The organism is Gluconobacter sp. P5E10, from assembly GCF_018812145.1.
Taxonomy (GTDB): Bacteria; Pseudomonadota; Alphaproteobacteria; order Acetobacterales; family Acetobacteraceae; genus Gluconobacter; species Gluconobacter cerinus.
In genome coordinates this window covers 493,539-511,215 of sequence record NZ_JACRVZ010000001.1, presented here as the reverse complement: position 1 = coordinate 511,215, position 17,677 = coordinate 493,539, and the positions used below count along the sequence as shown (strand labels likewise).

The window sequence follows — 17,677 nt, the reverse complement described above, 5'->3', positions numbered from 1 at the left end:
AAAACCCCGCACCAGAAACCTGATGCGGGGCTTTTCAGACTTTATCGATCGAAGCAATCAAGCCGAAAGCTTGGACAGATCTTCCTGCACATAGCCAATGACCTTGGCATATTCGCGGGGAACGATGTGCCAGAACCGCTCCAGCGTGTGCTCCCAGCAATGCAGCAGGTCCGCGGCGTAAGTGCTGCCCGTTTCTTCCACATGCTGCTCGACCAGCGTGCGCAGTTCCACATCCCAGCGGCTACCCGGCTGCACGCGGTTCCACATCACCGTGTCCGGATTGATGCGGGATTCAAAGCGGTTCTTCGGATCAAGCACATAGGCCATGCCGCCCGTGAAGCCGGCACCGAAGTTATCGCCCGTTTCACCGAGGATCACGACCTTGCCGCCGGTCATGTACTCGCAACCATTCGAGCCACAGCCTTCAACAACAGCCGTCGCACCGGAGTTACGAACCGCGAAACGCTCACCAGCCTGCCCAGCCGCAAAGAGCTTACCACTCGTTGCACCGTACAGGACCGTGTTGCCAATGATCGCGTTCTCTTCCGAACGCCACTGGGACGACGGAGACTGACGCACAACGATCGTCGCACCCGACAAACCCTTGCCGACGTAATCGTTGGAATCCCCTTCCACGATCATCTTCAGTCCCTGCACCGCGAAGGCACCAAGGGACTGACCAGCCGACCCACGAAGCGACAGCGTGAGCTGACCCTCCGGCAGTTCATGCATCCCGAACTGACGGGTGATCATGCCGGAAATACGCGTCCCGATCGCGCGATGCGTGTTCTGCACGTTGTAGTGCAGATGCAGCTTCTCACGACGCTCAAACAGCGGGATCGCATCCGCCACGATCTGTGCGTCCAGCGTTTCCGGAACCTCGTTGCGGCCTTCACGGGTGCAGTAACGCGCATGTTCACCCGGATCGGCCTGCACCAGCAGGGAGTTCAGATCCAGATCGTCCAGATAGTCCGCGCCACGGGAGACCTGACGCAGCATGTCCGTCCGTCCAATGACGTCCTTCAGAGAACGAACGCCCAGATCGGCAAGGATATGGCGAATGTCTTCAGCAATCAGCGTGAAAAGGTTGATGACCTTCTCCGGTGAGCCTTCGAACTTCGCGCGCAGCTTTTCGTCCTGAACGCAGACGCCGACCGGGCAGGTGTTGGAATGGCACTGACGCACCATGATGCAGCCCATGGCCACCAGCGCGGCCGTACCAATGCCGAACTCTTCCGCACCCAGCATCGCCGCCATGACAACGTCACGGCCCGTCTTGATGCCACCATCCGTCCGTAGCACCAGACGATGGCGCAGACGGTTGAGCATCAGAACCTGATGCGCTTCGGACAGGCCCATTTCCCACGGCAGACCCGCGTAATGGATCGAAGACTGCGGGCTGGCACCCGTACCACCGGAGTGACCAGAGATCAGGATGGCATCAGCCTTCGCCTTCGCCACACCGGCCGCAATCGTGCCGATACCCGTTCGGGCAACCAGCTTCACGGTGACGGTTGCTGTCGGGTTGACCTGCTTCAGATCATAAATGAGCTGGGCCAGATCCTCGATCGAATAGATGTCATGATGCGGTGGCGGGGAAATCAGTGTCACACCCGGCGTCGCATGACGCAGGCGGCCAATCAGCTCCGTGACCTTGAAGCCCGGAAGCTGTCCACCCTCACCCGGCTTCGCGCCCTGGGCCATCTTGATTTCGATTTCGCGGCAGTCATTCAGATATTGCGCGGTCACACCGAACCGGCCAGACGCCACCTGCTTGATCGCGGAAGACGCATTGTCCCCGTTCGGGCGAGGCTTGGAACGCTCAGCGTCCTCGCCACCCTCACCGGAATCAGACTTCGCGCCAATCCGGTTCATGGCAATCGCCAGCGTTTCATGCGCTTCCGGGCTCAGGGCACCCAGTGAGATGCCCGGCGCGACAAGACGACGACGGATCTGTGTGATGCTCTCAACCTCGTCCACCGGGATCGGCGCATGAGGCGCCTTGAAGTCCAGCAGGTCACGTAAGGCAACCGGCGGCATCTGACGCACGGCATCCGCGTAACGGCGATACAGCGTATAGCTGTTGGCCGAAACCGCACTTTGCAGCATGTGCACAAGCTGGCCGGAGAACGCATGCGTCTCTCCCTGACGACGCAGCTTGTAGCGACCACCGACCGGAAGGGCTTCAACCTTCTGATCCCACGCAGCCGCATGAGCCTTCAGGATGTTGCGGGCGATACCCGGCAGACCAATGCCGGAAATACGAGACGGCATCCCCGGGAAAAACTCGGCCACCAGCGCACGGGACAGACCAATGGCTTCAAAGTTGTAACCACCGCGGTAAGCCGAGATGATGGAAATACCGAACTTGGACATGATCTTGAGCAGACCCTTGTCCACTGCCTTGCGGTAACGCTCCATCGCCTCACGCATTGTCATCTGGCCAAACAGGCCACGACGCAGACGGTCCGCGATACTGTGCTGGGCCAGCGCCGGATTCACCGTCGTCGCACCAACACCGATCGTCACGGCAATGGCGTGAACGTCGATGGCACTGGACGTCCGCACGTTCAGGGACGTGAACGTGCGCAGGGAATGACGCACAAGATGAACATGCACCGCAGCCGTCGCAAGGATCATCGGCACGGCCACACGATCCGGCCCGGTATTCTCATCCGTCAGGAACAGATGGGTGCAACCACCACGGACATGATCTTCCGCCTGAACCCGGATGGACGCGATCGCCGCACGCAGACCTTCTTCGCCGTCCTCAACCGGGAAAGTACAGTCGATCGAGGCAGCGTTCTCACCGCAGACTTTCCGCAGTTCATCAAACTCACCAACCGTCAGAACCGGGCTGGGAAGCTGAAGCAGATCGCACTGTTCCGGGCGCTCGTCGAGAATGTTCCCCAGATTACCCAGACGCGTAATCAGGCTCATCACCCGTGTTTCACGGAGAGAGTCGATCGGCGGGTTCGTAACCTGGCTGAAGCCCTGACGGAAATAATGCGACAGACCACGATAGATCTTGGACAAAACCTGAAGCGGCGTGTCGTCACCCATGGAGCCAAGGGCTTCGGCAGCCGTCTCGACCATCGGGTGAAGGATGGTCTCCAGCTCTTCATGCGTCAGGCTGACGGCCATCTGCTGGCGACGCAGCACGTCCGCAGCCATACCTTCCGGCTCGACCACATCTCGCACGATCGGCTCGATATTGCGGATGCGCTTGACCCAAGACTGGAAATCCTGACGGGAGGCCAGCATTTCAAGCAGTTCATCCGGCTGGTAGAGGCGACCTTCCTTGAGGTCGAGCGCCAGCGTCTGCCCCGGCCCAAGGCGCCCGCGACGCTGAATGCGCGCTTCCGGCACGCGGACCATGCCCGCTTCCGAACCCACGATCAGCAGGTTGTCATTCGTGATGGAATACCGCAGCGGACGCAGACCCGCACGATCCAGCCCGGCGATGACCCAGCGGCCATCCGTTGCACAGACCGCAGCCGGGCCGTCCCACGGCTCGATGACCGCATTGCAGTAGCGGAACATGGCCCGCGCTGCCGGAGAAATCGCGGAGTTCGCGCCGCTGGAGGCCGGAATGAGCATCATCTTGGCCATCGGCGCACTGCGGCCACCAAAGGTCATGAGTTCGAAGACGTTATCCAGCGCCGCTGTATCCGAGCCAGCAGCCTGCACGACCGGTTTCAGATCGTCCATGTAAGGATCGAGAGCTGCGTTCGAGAGGCGCGTTTCGTGCGACCGCATCCAGTTGGTGTTGCCGGAGATCGTGTTGATCTCACCGTTATGCGCCACCTTGCGGAACGGCTGGGCCAGCTTCCAGGTCGGGAACGTGTTGGTCGAGTAACGCTGATGGTAGATCGCAAAACGCGAAACGAAGCGCTCGTCCAGAAGATCCGGATAAAAATCCGTCAGGTTCTCGGCAAGGAACATGCCCTTATAGATGACCGAACGGCAGGACAGCGAACAGATATACAGATCCACCTGCTGACGGGTCGCCTGCTTCTCGATGCGACGACGCAGAACGTACAGATCACGCTCGAACTCGTCTTCCGACCGAGCCAGCGTATTACGGATCATGATCTGTTCGATCTCAGGGCGCGTCTGGTTGGCCTTTTCGCCAATGCAGGCCGTGTCGATCGGCACCTGACGCCAGCCATAGATCCCGTAGCCAAAGTTCAGAACCTCGGTTTCGATGATCTGACGACCCGCTTCCTGCGACGCCAGATCCGTCTTCGGCAAGAACACCATACCGACGGCAATGCGACCGTCGATCGTGTCATCGCTGGAACTGTTATGAATGGCTTCCGCGAAGAAATCCTGCGGGATTTCGACATGGATACCCGCACCATCGCCTGTCTTGCCATCAGCATCGACAGCACCACGATGCCAGATGTTGCCCAGCGCCTCGATCCCGGCCTTCACAACAGCGCGGGACGGCTTGCCATCCAGAGCTGCCACAAGGCCCACACCACAGGAATCGCGCTCCTGCGTCGGGTCATACAGACCCTTCAGGCGTTCGACGTTCTCAGTGTATTCGCGGATGAAATCGGTGTTCTGTGTCATTCCGCGGCCTCCAGCGCCAGGGTCTCGGTCAGAGAAAGGTGAATTGCATCAGCCGCATCACGGCCGTCCTTGATGGCCCAGACAACGAGGCTCGCACCACGGACAATGTCGCCACCAGCGAACACGCCCGGCAGGCTCGTCTGGAAGCCGCCTGGTGGAACCGTCAGCGTGCCCCAGCGCGTCACGGCGAGCTCCGGCTGCTGCCACTGACCCGGCAGATCTTCCGGGTCGAAGCCCAGCGCGCGGATCACGATGTCGCCTTCAATAATGGAATGCTGGCCCGTGCCTTCGATAGAGCGGCGGCCCGTGGCATCCGGTGCACCAAGACGCATTTTCAGCACCTTCACACCTTCAACCGTGCCTTCGCCTAGAAACTCTTCCGGCGCAGCCAGCCACTCGAAGTTCGCGCCTTCTTCCTCGGCGTTGTAAACTTCCTGACGGGAACCCGGCATGTTCGCCCGGTCACGGCGATAGACGCAGGTGACCTTCTCGGCGCCCTGACGGATGGACGTCCGAACGCAGTCCATGGCCGTATCACCACCACCGATGACCACAACACGACGGCCCTTGGCATGAAGTGCTGCATCTTCGCCGGGGTCTTCGTCATATCCACGACGGTTTGACGCCGTCAGGAAGTCAATCGCATCCACAACGCCGTTCAGGTCTGCCCCCGGAACATCCACGGAGCGCGAACGATACACGCCCGTTCCAAGGAACACCGCGTTATGGCGCGTCCGCAGATCATCCAGTGACGTCTCCCCCTCACCCGCACCGATTGGGGTGGAAAGGTGGAAGATGATGCCCTGCTCTTCCAGCAGCTTGTGACGACGGGCCACGACATGCTTTTCCAGCTTGAAGCTAGGAATACCGTACGTCAGCAGGCCGCCCACACGGTCCTGACGTTCATAGACATGAACCTCATACCCGCGTGCCCGCAGACGCTCCGCACAGGCCAGACCGGCAGGACCGGAACCCACGACGCCGACACTGACTTTGAGTTCACGATCCGGCAGACGCGGCTGCACCCAGCCCTGCTCAAAAGCATTTTCCGTAATAAAGCGTTCGACAGCACCGATCGTGACGCTCTCGAACCCCTTCTGGATCACGCAGTTGCCTTCACACAGGCGATCCTGCGGGCAGATGCGACCGCAGATCTCCGGGAAGGTATTGGTAGCCGAAGACATCTCGTAGGCTTCCTGCAAACGGTCTTCTGCCGTCAGCTTCAGCCAGTCCGGAATGTTGTTACCAAGAGGGCAATGCACGGAGCAGAACGGAATTCCACACTGAGAGCAGCGAGAGGCCTGCTCTTCAGCGCGGCTCATCGCAAACCCACGGTAAATCTCTCCAAAGTCTGCACGACGCTCAGCAGCGTCACGCTTCTCCGGAAGGATCTGTGGGTGATTGACGAACTGCAACATCCGTTCGGCCATGCGCCGTGTCTCCTAAAAACAGAACGCACACCAAAGCGTACGAAATTTGTGGAATACCAGCTATTCCGTCAGTTTACGCGATAATAGTCAGCAATGCTTACCAATATAAAAAAACCGACCTCATAGCGTCACTTTTCTTGCGTCAGTGTCACATTTTATAGGTCCGATACGGACCAATCAGGCTTTTAGCTGGCGATAAAGCTTACAGACGCTTCCATTCAGATACCCCGGAACCACCATTCCCATTGATGCCGGATGGATTCCGAGTGTCTGCAAGGTCTCAGCCCCCGGCTGCACGACATTATCGACAGACATCATGGCCACCTGGTCCCGCGTCAGCAGATGGCCAGGCAACTTCTCCAGAACAGTTGCTTCAAGGCGGGCTAACACTTGCGGGATCGGGAACAGGATTCTTTTACGACCCGACGCTTCGAGTACGAATGCCATAAGCTCACGCATACTCAGGATATCGGGACCACCGGCCTCAACCGTTAGACCTGCATTCTCCGGCTGCAGAAGTCGTAGCGCTGCTTCTGCAACATCTTCCACAAATACCGGCTGATAATATGTGCGACCAGCAAAAACCGGCAAAACAGGCGATAGCGCCGCGATCAAGGCAAACAGATTGAAGAAGCTATCATCTGTCCCGAACACCACAGACGGGCGAAGCAGACGCGCATCAGGAAAAACGTCCCGCACGACACGTTCTGCAGCCGCTTTACTCCGGCCATATGCCCCTGGAGACGTCAAAGAAGCACCAATGGCAGACATATGAACGTAATGCTTCACACCTGCCAGATGAGCCCGCACAGCTGCGAGCCGAGCGCCCTCAACATTAATGCGATGCAGAGTCTGCACATCTGGCGTCATGACAGACACAAGATTGATGACGGCATCCACACCATCAAACAGACGATCAAGCTGCGCTGCATCATTGACCGACGTTTTCAGGAACTCGACGCGCCCTGTTCCGCGCGCTTTTCCAAGCCCCTGAATTTTTTCGGGATTCTGACTCCCCACACGAACGACATGCCCCGTGGCAACCAGCTTTCTCACCAGGCTGCGCCCGATAAAACCACCACCACCAATGACAGCGACCTTCTGCTGCCCCGTACCCGAAAAAAGTTTTTCCATTTCCCTGTTTTCTTTCATTCCAACTGTTGACGCTCTCATTCAGTCAATGTAAACGCCTCTTCACCAACCCGGGATGCCTCAGGAAACTGAAAAAACCCGGTGCTTTCTGAGCCCAGATGGCGGAATTGGTAGACGCGCAGGTTTCAGGTACCTGTGTCCGAAAGGACGTGGAAGTTCGAGTCTTCTTCTGGGCACCACAGACGGTCAGGTTCATACGAACCTTCCCCTCTGAGTTCATAAAAATTCGGTGACAACAAAATGAGCCAGCAGAACGCCATCCATCTTCATGACGGCGACCTGCCGGAAGATTTTGATATTGGCCCTGTTGTCGCCATAGATACCGAGACTATGGGTCTCAATCCCTACAGAGACCGCCTCTGCCTTGTGCAGCTTTCCGCCGGTGACGGTGAAGCACATCTTGTGCAGATCAAGCCTGTCTCCATGGGTGGCCGTGGCTATGATTGCCCTAATCTCAAAGCCTTCCTTTCGGATGACTCGATCACCAAGCTGATGCACTTCGCCCGCTTTGACGTGGCGGTGCTTCAGAAGGCCTTCGACATCACGATCTCTTCCGTCATCTGCACCAAGATCGCTGCCCGCCTCGTCTATACGTTCACGGACCGTCATGGACTGGCCTATCTGTGCCGCGACCTACTTGGCGTCGAAATCAGCAAGCACCAGCAGAGCTCGGACTGGGGCGCTGAAATCCTGACGGACGATCAGAAGCGCTATGCTGCATCTGACGTGCTTTATCTCCATGCCCTGTGGGACAAGCTTGAAGCCATGCTGATCCGGGAAGAGCGCCGGGAGCTGGCTCAGGCCTGCTTCGACTTCCTTTCAGCGCGCACCCGTCTGGATCTTCTGGGCTACGACGAGCCCGACATCTTCGCACACCGCGCGTAATCGCCTACACTGCGCCCCGACATGATAAACCCGGCTACCTCGCCCCTTCCCTCGGCCCTGCACACTCTTGCTGTCGAGCGACAGGGGCTTGAAGCGCTCGAAAGCGCCCTCGGCGGCTCTCTGGGCCAAGCTTTCAGCCACGCCATTGAGCGGATCCTTCTCTGTTCTGGCCGGCTGATTGTCACGGGCATCGGGAAATCCGGTCATATTGGCCGCAAGATCCAAGCCACCCTTGCCTCTACCGGAACTCCGTCTCTTTTCGTGCACCCCGCAGAAGCCGCACATGGTGATCTGGGCATGGTGGCGGCAGGGGATGTCATCCTTGCTCTCTCGAATTCCGGCGAAACCACAGAACTTGCCGCAATTCTGTCGTATGCGTCGCACAGACAGCTGGATGTGATTGCCATAACATCCGTCGAGACCTCGGCTCTGGCCCGCGCTGCCAAGATTGCTCTGGTTCTCCCTCCCGCCAGAGAAGCCTGCCCCATGGGGCTGGCACCAACCACGAGCACGCTTCTTCAGCTTGCCCTTGGAGACGCGCTGGCCATCGCCCTTCTGGAAAAACGCGGCTTCACAGCCAACGATTTCAGCGTGTTTCACCCAGGCGGCCGTCTGGGCGCGCGTTTGCGCCCGGTGCGGGAACTTATGCACACCGGAGAGGCCCTTCCACTTGGGGAAAAATCTCTCTCGCTTCGTTCGGTCATTCTGGAAATGACTCACAAAGCCTTTGGCTGCATGGGCGTGACAGACGAAAATGGCGTGCTGTGCGGTCTCATCACGGATGCGGATCTCCGACGGGCCCTCCACAGCGATCTTGACACGACCACGGCGGAAGAGGTCATGAATCTCTCTCCGACCACGACTGCCCCCTCGACCCTGGCACAGGACGTCCTTCTCCTTATGAATGCACGCTCCAAACCGATCACGAGTCTTTTCGTTGTTGGAGAGGACGGACGCCCACAGGGTATCATTCACCTGCACGATCTCCTGAGGGCGGGCCTAGCATGACCGACTCGTCCAAGGATGACAAACGCCCCAAACGGGACGACTTTTCAGGAAACCGGAGCGAAAGCCTCGCCAAGCTTGACGCCCTGCGCCGTGCAGCATTCCAAAAGGTACGGACCGCCCCAAATCCGGAAGAGCTGGCCCGCCGCCGCTCTCTTCTGGGGTTCGCCAAATGGGCACTCCCGGGGCTTGCACTTGTTCTGCTGAGTTCAATTGCGGCATGGCCCGAGATCTCTCATCTCGTCAATCAGAACCGTGCCGCTCTGAAAGAAATGGCACGCCTACGCGTTGAGAGCGGCAATATGGAAAATGCCGTCTATCGCGGCCTGGACGCCCATAACCACCTGTACATGATCACGGCACGCGTTACGCATCAGGAAGGCCCAGACCGTGTAGATCTGGTTGATCCGGTGGCGGATATCGAGCTGGCAGGCAATTCCTGGGCGCACATCAAGGCGGATCGTGGCGTCTACATGCAGCACGAGCAGACCTTGAATCTGGACGACAACGTGGTGCTTTACCGCGATGACGGGACGCTCATGAACGGCCCTTCCGCCGATATGGACCTGAAGCAGGACGTTATTGCATCCCGCGACTGGGTCCACGCCGAAGGCCCATTTGGCAAGCAGGACGCGCAGGGCTATTTCCTGGACCAGCATGCAGGTATCATGCAGTTTACAGGGCCGGGTCTGACGGTCCGCAACGACGATAACGGCCCCCCTTCCATGGCGGCCCGCCTCCGCCAGGAAGGAGCCAAGACAGAGAAATGATGAGCCGCATCGCCAGACTGCTTCCCGTTGCAGGACTTCTCCTCGCTACCACCGCCACACCTGCCGCTTATGCGGATGGGCTGGATATGTCTCACGGCGAGGCCGTTAAGCTGTTCTGGAAAAGCGAGGAAATCTACGACCGCAACGCCCAGACAGTTACCTTGACCGGCGGCGCCCGTGCCGTACGAGGGGATGTAACGGTCGATGCCGATACGCTGATTGGCTATCTGCGCAAGAAAGCGGCTTCACAGGGGCAACCAGCCACACCGCCGCCGGCCGCAAATGGACAGACGGGTGAAGCCGACCCGATGGGCGGCTCCCTTGAGCTGTACCGCATCGAAGCTCGCGGTCACGTCCATATCTATAACCAGACGGACCAGGGCTGGGGCGACCGTGCCCTGTATGACATGGATCAGGCTGTCATGGTCATGACTGGCAAGAACCTGAAGCTTACGACGCCGCAGGATGTGCTCACTGCACGTGACGTCATGGAATATCATTCCAAGACCCGCATGTCGGTCGGGCGTGGAAACGCCACTGTCACCACCAATGACGGGCGCCAGATCAAGGCTGACGTGCTGGTCTCCTTCAGTGCACCGGACTCCCCCGCACCAGCAGGACAGGCCCAGCCGGCGAAAAGCGACGGCAGCCCTCTCGGTGGCGGTTCTTCCAAACTGGATCGTGCTTATGGCTGGGGCCATGTCGTGCTGCGCACCCCTACCCAGACAGCAACCGGGGACAGAGGCGTCTATGTCTTTGCCAGCCAGATTGCCCGCCTGATCGGCCACGTGCATGTGACGCAGGGCCAGAACCAGAACAACGGGTCTCAGGCTATCGTCAACATGAAGACCGGCATTGCCACGATGCTGCCAGGATCTGACTCTCCTATTCAGGGACTAGTCGTTCCAAACGAAGCCAACAGCAGCCAGGCACCAAAGTGACAGACACATCCCCCTCATTTCCCGTGCTCCAGACCGGTCTGGTCGCCAGCGGGATCGGCAAGACCTACAAAAAGCGGGCTGTCGTCAAGAACGTGTCCATTCAGGTTCAACGCGGTGAGGCTGTTGGCTTGCTCGGACCGAACGGCGCAGGCAAGACAACAAGCTTCTACATGATCGTAGGACTGGTCCAGCCAGACACTGGCACCATTACGCTGGATGGCGCAGACATCACTCAGTTGCCGATGTATCGACGGGCGCGTCTGGGCGTTGGTTATCTACCACAGGAAGCCAGCATTTTCCGCGGCCTGAACGTCGAACAGAACATCATGGCCGCGCTGGAAGTGATCGAATCCGATCCGGAAAAGCGCGAAACCATGCTGAACGGCCTTCTCGCAGAGTTCGGCATTACGCATCTGCGTCACTCGCCGTCCCTAGCCTTGTCCGGCGGCGAACGCCGTCGTCTGGAAATTGCCCGCGCCCTGGCAAGCCAGCCGAACTATATCCTGCTGGATGAGCCTCTGGCCGGTATTGATCCGATTGCCGTGGGCGAAATTCGCGATCTTGTGTCTCACCTTAAAGATCGTGGCATCGGCGTGCTGATTACGGACCATAACGTCCGCGAAACGCTCGAAGTCATTGACCGCGCCTACATCATGCATGGTGGTCAGGTTCTGATGGAAGGGACACCGGAGGCCATCGTCGCCAACGAAGATGTGCGCCGGGTCTATCTTGGAGAGAACTTCTCGCTCTAATCTGACGGGATGCTCAGTCCCGGTCTGATACAGCGCCAGTCGCAGTCGCTTGTCATGACGCCACAGTTGCGTCAGGCGATTGCGATGCTGCAACTGGGCCATCAGGAACTGACGCAATCACTTCAGCAGATTGCGGAACTGAACCCCCTTCTCGTTCTGGAATCCACGGACACTGCTCCCAACACAGAGCCCGCAGATCCTACATCTGATTTGCACGACGATGACCCTGAACGGTTTACTTCAGGTTCGGAACGACCAGAGACTGCGGCCCCCGGCCCCACACTTCATGATGATCTGATTGCCCAGATCCATCTCCGGTTTCCCGTCCAGCAGGACTGTGCTGCCGCTCTTTATCTTCTGGCTTGCCTGGATGAGGCCGGACGATTACCGGAAGCAGTTTCAGGCCTTGCGGTCGCACTTGGTGTCGAGCCCGCCGCTCTTGAAACTATCCGACAAGTTCTGATGCGACTGGAGCCTGCTGGTCTTTTTACACGTTCTTTAGACGAATGTCTGGCAGTCCAGTTGGAACAAAAAAACCGGCTAGATCCTGCCATGAAAATTCTTCTGGCTAATCTCGATCTTTTAGCCCGAAGGGGCTGGCGGCTGCTCCGCCAGAAATGTCAGCTCGAACAGGACGACCTGCTCGATATGCTCGCGGAAATTCAGGCCCTCAATCCCAGACCGGGCTTTGATCCGCGCCAGCCAGTCTCCCCCATTCAGCCAGACCTGATCCTCCGCAAAAATGGTCTAGGGTTCCGCCTGACATTCAATCATCGTCTGTTGCCCCACTGTCACGTGGATCTGGAGATGCAAAGCGCGCTCGACAGTTCAACAGACGCCGGGCGACAGCTACTTGCTTATGCAAACGAGGCCAATGCTGTCATCCGCGCGCTGGAAATGCGTCGCCAGACTATTTTGAAGATCGGAGCCGAGATCGTCCGTCAGCAGGCGGCGTTCTTTGAAGAGGGCCTCGCTGCTCTCCGCCCGCTCACCATGCGCGACCTCGCCACAGGCGCAGATGTCCATGAAAGCACGGTCAGCCGGGTTGTGAACGGGAAGTACATAGACACACCCCGCGGCATTCTTCCGCTTCGTATGTTTTTCTCTACGGCTCTTCAGGCCAGCGACGGCTCCACGCAAAGTGCCAGCGCCATTCAGCACCGTATCAAAACGCTGATCGCTTCAGAAGGCGATGGCATCCTGTCAGATGATGCCCTGACGACCCAACTTCAAAAAGAAGGGTTCGCCATCCAGCGCCGAACCGTGGCAAAATATCGGGAAGGCATGGGGATCGCAAAATCCAGCCAGAGGCGACGCCTGAGGAAAACCTCCTGATGTCCCAAGCCGGCTTTTAATGCAGGCCCGGCGCTTCTTGCCCCGTACGCGCCACATATTCCGTATATCCGCCACCATACTGGTGCACACCTTCCGGCGTGACTTCCAGAACGCGATTAGACAGGGCTGCCAGGAAGTGACGATCATGGGAAACGAACAGCATGGTTCCGTCATAGTCTGCGAGGGCCGTGATCAGCATTTCCTTCGTAGCCATGTCCAGATGGTTGGTTGGCTCATCGAGTACAAGAAAGTTCGGTGGATCAAAGAGCATCAGAGCCATGACAAGGCGGGCCTTTTCGCCACCAGACAGAACCCGGCAACTCTTTTCCACTTCGTCACCCGAAAATCCGAAACCACCGGCGAGCGAGCGTAGAGCGCCCTGATTGGCCTGCGGGAACGTATATTCCAGCATCTCGAAGACTGTTCGGTCTCCATCAAGAAGATCCATGGCGTGCTGGGCAAAATACCCGATCTTTACATTACTGCCGACGGTCACCGTTCCGGAATCCGGCTCTGTTGTCCCTGTCACGAGCTTTAGCAATGTGGACTTGCCGGCACCGTTCACACCCATGATGCAGCAGCGCTCACGCCGACGGATCATCAGATCCAATCCATCATAAATTGTGCGGCTGCCATACCGCTTGTCCACGCCCTGAATATTCACGACCACATCGCCCGAACGCGGAGCCGGTGCGAATTCGAAGCTCATGGCCTGACGACGTTTCGGCGGCTCCACACGGTCGATCTTGTCGAGCTTCTTCACACGGCTCTGAACCTGCGCGGCATGAGACGCACGGGCCTTGAAGCGCTCGATGAAGTTGATTTCCTTGGCCAGCATGGCCTGCTGGCGCTCAAACTGTGCCTGCTGGTGCTTCTCGTTCAGGGCCCGTTGTTCTTCATAGAATTCGTAGTTTCCAGAGAACGTCGTCAGGTTACCGCCATCAATTTCAATCACTTTATTGATGATACGGTTCATGAAGGCACGATCATGAGACGTCATGAGCAATGCGCCATCGTAACCAGCAAGAAACTGCTCAAGCCAGATCAAACTTTCCAGATCAAGATGGTTGCTCGGCTCATCGAGCAGCATGACATCAGGTTTCATCAGAAGAATACGGCCCAGCGCCACGCGCATTTTCCAGCCGCCAGACAGAAGACTGACGTCTCCGTCCATCATTTCCTGGCTGAACCCGAGACCGTGTAAAACCTCACGCGCCTTGCCATCCAGCGCATAGCCACCAAGATCCTCAAAGCGGCTCTGCACTTCACCAAAGCGCTCAATGATGCTGTCCAGTTCATCCATCCGCTCTGGGTCCGCCATAGCGGCTTCCAACTCGGCCAGCTCGGCAGCCACTTCCGAAACGGCACCTGCCCCGTTCATGACTTCCGCCACAGCACTATGGCCGGACATTTCACCAACATCCTGACTGAAGAAGCCTATGGTGACGCCACGATCCGTCAGAACGTTCCCTTCATCCGGCTCTTCCTGCTTTGTGATCATGCGGAACAGCGTGGATTTTCCCGCACCGTTTGGACCGACAAGACCCACCTTCTCGCCCTTCAGAAGAGCGGCCGAGGCCTCAATAAAAATGACGCGCTGGCCGTTATGCTTGCTGATGTTGTCGAGACGAATCATGGATCCTCAGAGGAACTGAAAAGCGGGAAACAAGGGATTGTCGGGACTTACCGTTATCCCAACACGGGCGGAACCCCTGAAAGCCAAAGTCCATACGGGAACCCGCTTTATTCACGCGACAGACGACATCTTCTTCACGTCGCACCTATCTCGGGCAATGCTGAAAAGGCCGGTCATTGCAAATGGTTGAGGAGCGCTAACCCTGTCACGGCATGAAACTCACGCATCACGCAAGGACAAGCCTCTCAAATAAAAAATAAGGGCAAAATGATCTTTGACCGGGCTTATGGCGCTTTACCGTTCCCCCAATCCCAACTGACCTCCATCGAATGTGATCCATGTTCGAGACGGCATAGCAAAGCGAATGAGCATTATCGCTTTTAAAACATTTTATGTGTGATATATCCGCTTAATATAACAACAAACCAATCATATACGTCTCTCACGCAGATACATCCTTAATCCCAAACTTTAGCGCTCAATAAACTTCTGTGAGGCAATCCGTGGCCAAGTCCGATCCTGTCGTCCAACTCCCGGACGGCTTTTATCTGAACCGCACACCCCTTCTGGCTTTTGGCCTCCTATGTTGCCTGTTCTCCCTCTGGGGCTGTGCGATGAGCCTCAATGACGTGCTGATCGGGCAGTTCCGCAAAGCCTTCATGCTGTCGGATTTTCAGTCCGCGCTCGTGCAGTTCTCGTTCTACATCAGCTATTTCGTGCTCGGCATTCCGGCAGGCATGATCATCAAGCGCTTTAGCTACAAATGGTCGATCCAACTCGGGCTGCTCCTGTATCTGATCGGCTGCTGCCTCTTCTTCCCTGCTGCCCATTTCGCGACATACCAGATCTTCTTCGTCGCGCTCTTTGTCGTCGCGGCAGGATTGGTCTTCATCGAAACTGCGGCCGATACCTATTGCACCCTGCTCGGCCCACCGGGACGCGGAACACATCGCCTGAACTTTGCCAGTGCATTTCAGCCGATTGGAGCCATTCTGGGGTCCAGCATGGGGGCCTACCTGATTTTCAAGGATGGCGATCTTTCCCGCGAACAGCTTTCCGCCATGCCAGCCGCTCAGGCCTGGCAGCATCAACTCGGCATGATCCACGCCACCCTTGAGCCGTATGTCTACATTCTCGGGGTTCTGCTGGTCGTCATGATCGCAATTGGCATCACGCGTTATCCGGCCTGCAAAGGGCGCGATCAGCAGCGTAGCCACGAACTGGATACGGCCGGCGCCCTCAAACGGCTATTTGCCAACAAACGCTTTGTCCTCGGTATCCTGACACAGTTTCTGTATGTCGGCGCACAGGTTGGCGTCTGGAGCTTCATTATTCGCCTTTCCATGCGGCTGGGGCACATCAACGAACGACAGGCCTCCGTGTACCTGATCGCCTCATTCTGTGCGTTCTTTGTCGGCAAGCTGGTAGCCAACTTCTTCATGCGGCACGCCCGCCCGGCACGTGTTCTGTTTGTTTACAGCCTGCTCTGCATCGTTGCGCTGGGCTATGCGGTTATGGTGCATGACTTTACGGCTGTGTACGCGGCCATCCTCGTCAGTGGACTGCTCGGCCCTTGCTGGCCAACCATCTATGGCCTGACCGTCGATGAACTTGGCCATGACCGCGCATATGGCGGGTCCATTCTGGTGATGAGCATCAGTGGCGGTGGCATTCTCCCGCTTCTGCAGGGCTATATTTCGGACGCTACCGGCGGAAACATGCAGCTTGCATACATTGTTCCGATGGGATGCTTCGTCGTGATTGCGATGTTCGCGGCGTATTGCATGAAAAGCGGCGACGAAACGGCAGAACACGTCGTGTTCGACGCCACGCTTTGATCCACAAAAAAGGGCGAGCACTTGCTCGCCCCCCATGACCCAACAGCCTGAAGGTCTTAGTCCTTGATTAATGCGCCATCCCGGCAGTCCTTGGGCGCATTAACCGGGTTGCACCGAGCCACCGCCTGATTGGCAAACTGAACCTTGTAGTCATGCCAGGGCGCAGGCTCGATGGCCGGATAATCAGTGCTGATAATCTGCGCGCCACTCTTAAAAGATACGTCTCGGCGGCTCAGGTCATTCTGGCGCGCCTCAATCGTGTTGGCATCCGCCCGCGTCCGCACGAGATAACCCTGCCGAACCAGCTCCGGGATTTTCCGGGCAGCCTCAGCATTATCAAAAGACGCGCCCTTCTGACCGGCGAAACCTTCATTGACCTCCGTATAAGCCGCATCCGGATCACCCGGTCGGCCATTGGTAAACAGAACGCGCCCTTTCAGGCCCGGATGGTTCAGCACATAACGGGCGGTATCCTGAGGGCGATCCAGCACGAAGATGATCTTGCCACGCGCAGACGCCAGTGTAGGCCAGCCTTTCGTTCGGATCGCTTCATTGACCGAGGCTGACGTCCCCCGAACATCGTCAGGAATCAGAAGATGATCACGGCCAATAATATCCGTGATTTCCTTGTCCAGACGATCATAGGTTGCAGGCACAAACGTCTCGGGAACCGTAAATGTCATCTTGTCGCTTTTAAATGGGATGTCCTGTTTTGTTTCGACATCAATGAACACCGGGAAATGCCCCGGATGCTCATCTGACCACGTCCGGATGATCTGAAGGCATTTGCTGAAAGGTTCGCAGTTCGAGTGCTGGTCAATGTCCACAATATGCATGACCTTGAAATCGGTACCCTGCATGGCTGCGGCGGATGCCGGATCAGCATCGGGGGTAATACCGCTTTTACGCTCCCACTCCGGCCCCTTTGGATGACTGTACTGGCCGCCCTGCGTATCGGCATAAATATCAATTTCGAGCTGGCGAACGCCACCATCAAGCTGCCGGTCCAGTGTCGTGTGCTTGTAGTCCAACGCTTCTGCGGCTTTTGGGGAAACCGCCTGAAGCCATTTCAGCGTCGCGGGAGAAAGATCCGTTCTGTAACTATTATGGGTTCCAATGATCTGAACCTGATTCAGATGTAAATCCTTGGGAATTTCCTGCGCCAAAGCCGATGATGAAAGACCAAAGAAAGAAAAGACCAGTCCATACGTGAAGCGGTTCATGCGATGCCATCCATTTCTCAGAAGCGACGGGATGACAGATCACTACAAGACATATGACAACCGTAATGTTTTGAACGTTTTATGATGATGACTTATTTATTTCATTTCATGTTCATAAAAACATCCTTTGAA

The 17,677-nt window shown here is 57.3% G+C and carries 12 protein-coding genes and 1 tRNA gene; 8 read left to right on the top strand and 5 right to left on the bottom strand.

The window, feature by feature from the left end:
- Nucleotides 1-57 precede the first annotated feature (57 nt).
- From gltB to KP707_RS02280, 3 genes are all read right to left on the bottom strand, one after another.
- Nucleotides 58-4,578 carry a glutamate synthase large subunit gene (gene gltB, locus KP707_RS02290; protein ID WP_211502009.1) on the bottom strand — a complete coding sequence of 1,507 codons (4,521 nt, stop codon included), beginning with the start codon at nucleotides 4,576-4,578 and terminating at the stop codon, nucleotides 58-60.
- Nucleotides 4,575-6,008 (bottom strand): NAD(P)-dependent oxidoreductase, encoded by a 1,434-nt coding sequence (locus KP707_RS02285; protein ID WP_046899753.1) that lies wholly within the window; start codon nucleotides 6,006-6,008, stop codon nucleotides 4,575-4,577. The genes gltB and KP707_RS02285 overlap by 4 nt, the downstream gene beginning before the upstream one ends.
- Nucleotides 6,009-6,185: 177 nt before the next feature.
- On the bottom strand, nucleotides 6,186-7,142 hold the full coding sequence (locus tag KP707_RS02280; RefSeq protein ID WP_249202726.1) for a complex I NDUFA9 subunit family protein: 957 nt from the start codon (nucleotides 7,140-7,142) through the stop codon (nucleotides 6,186-6,188).
- 110 nt (nucleotides 7,143-7,252) lie between these two features.
- Between KP707_RS02280 and KP707_RS02275 the strand changes: the two genes are divergently transcribed.
- From KP707_RS02275 to rpoN, 7 genes are all read left to right on the top strand, one after another.
- A tRNA-Leu gene (locus KP707_RS02275) sits at nucleotides 7,253-7,339 on the top strand.
- Between the two features lie 61 nt (nucleotides 7,340-7,400).
- Entirely contained in the window at nucleotides 7,401-8,045 is a 645-nt protein-coding gene (locus KP707_RS02270) for a ribonuclease D (protein WP_211502007.1), read from the top strand.
- 21 nt (nucleotides 8,046-8,066) lie between these two features.
- Nucleotides 8,067-9,053, top strand: a complete 987-nt coding sequence (locus KP707_RS02265) for an SIS domain-containing protein (RefSeq protein ID WP_046899756.1) — start codon at nucleotides 8,067-8,069, stop codon at nucleotides 9,051-9,053.
- Nucleotides 9,050-9,820: an LPS export ABC transporter periplasmic protein LptC gene (lptC, locus tag KP707_RS02260; RefSeq protein WP_202206494.1), complete on the top strand. Its 771-nt coding sequence runs from the start codon at nucleotides 9,050-9,052 to the stop codon at nucleotides 9,818-9,820. The genes KP707_RS02265 and lptC overlap by 4 nt, the downstream gene beginning before the upstream one ends.
- Complete coding sequence (locus KP707_RS02255; protein ID WP_211502006.1) at nucleotides 9,817-10,761, top strand: LptA/OstA family protein; 945 nt, start codon at nucleotides 9,817-9,819, stop codon at nucleotides 10,759-10,761. The genes lptC and KP707_RS02255 overlap by 4 nt, the downstream gene beginning before the upstream one ends.
- A complete protein-coding gene (gene lptB, locus KP707_RS02250) occupies nucleotides 10,758-11,513 on the top strand; it encodes an LPS export ABC transporter ATP-binding protein (protein WP_046899759.1) in 756 nt (251 codons plus the stop codon). Before KP707_RS02255 ends, lptB begins: the two co-directional genes overlap by 4 nt.
- A gap of 9 nt (nucleotides 11,514-11,522) precedes the next feature.
- Nucleotides 11,523-12,848 carry an RNA polymerase factor sigma-54 gene (gene rpoN / locus KP707_RS02245; protein WP_211506704.1) on the top strand — a complete coding sequence of 442 codons (1,326 nt, stop codon included), beginning with the start codon at nucleotides 11,523-11,525 and terminating at the stop codon, nucleotides 12,846-12,848.
- Nucleotides 12,849-12,864: 16 nt separating this feature from the next.
- Here rpoN and KP707_RS02240 read toward each other — a convergent pair whose 3' ends face one another.
- Nucleotides 12,865-14,484 (bottom strand): ABC-F family ATP-binding cassette domain-containing protein, encoded by a 1,620-nt coding sequence (locus tag KP707_RS02240; protein ID WP_046899760.1) that lies wholly within the window; start codon nucleotides 14,482-14,484, stop codon nucleotides 12,865-12,867.
- A gap of 503 nt (nucleotides 14,485-14,987) precedes the next feature.
- Here KP707_RS02240 and fucP point away from each other — a divergent pair.
- Nucleotides 14,988-16,322, top strand: coding sequence for an L-fucose:H+ symporter permease (gene fucP, locus KP707_RS02235; RefSeq protein ID WP_211502004.1), 1,335 nt, complete (start codon nucleotides 14,988-14,990; stop codon nucleotides 16,320-16,322).
- Nucleotides 16,323-16,378: 56 nt separating this feature from the next.
- Here the strand turns inward: fucP and KP707_RS02230 are convergent, their stop codons facing one another.
- Nucleotides 16,379-17,545, bottom strand: coding sequence for a phosphatidylinositol-specific phospholipase C1-like protein (locus KP707_RS02230; protein ID WP_211502003.1), 1,167 nt, complete (start codon nucleotides 17,543-17,545; stop codon nucleotides 16,379-16,381).
- Nucleotides 17,546-17,677 lie beyond the last annotated feature (132 nt).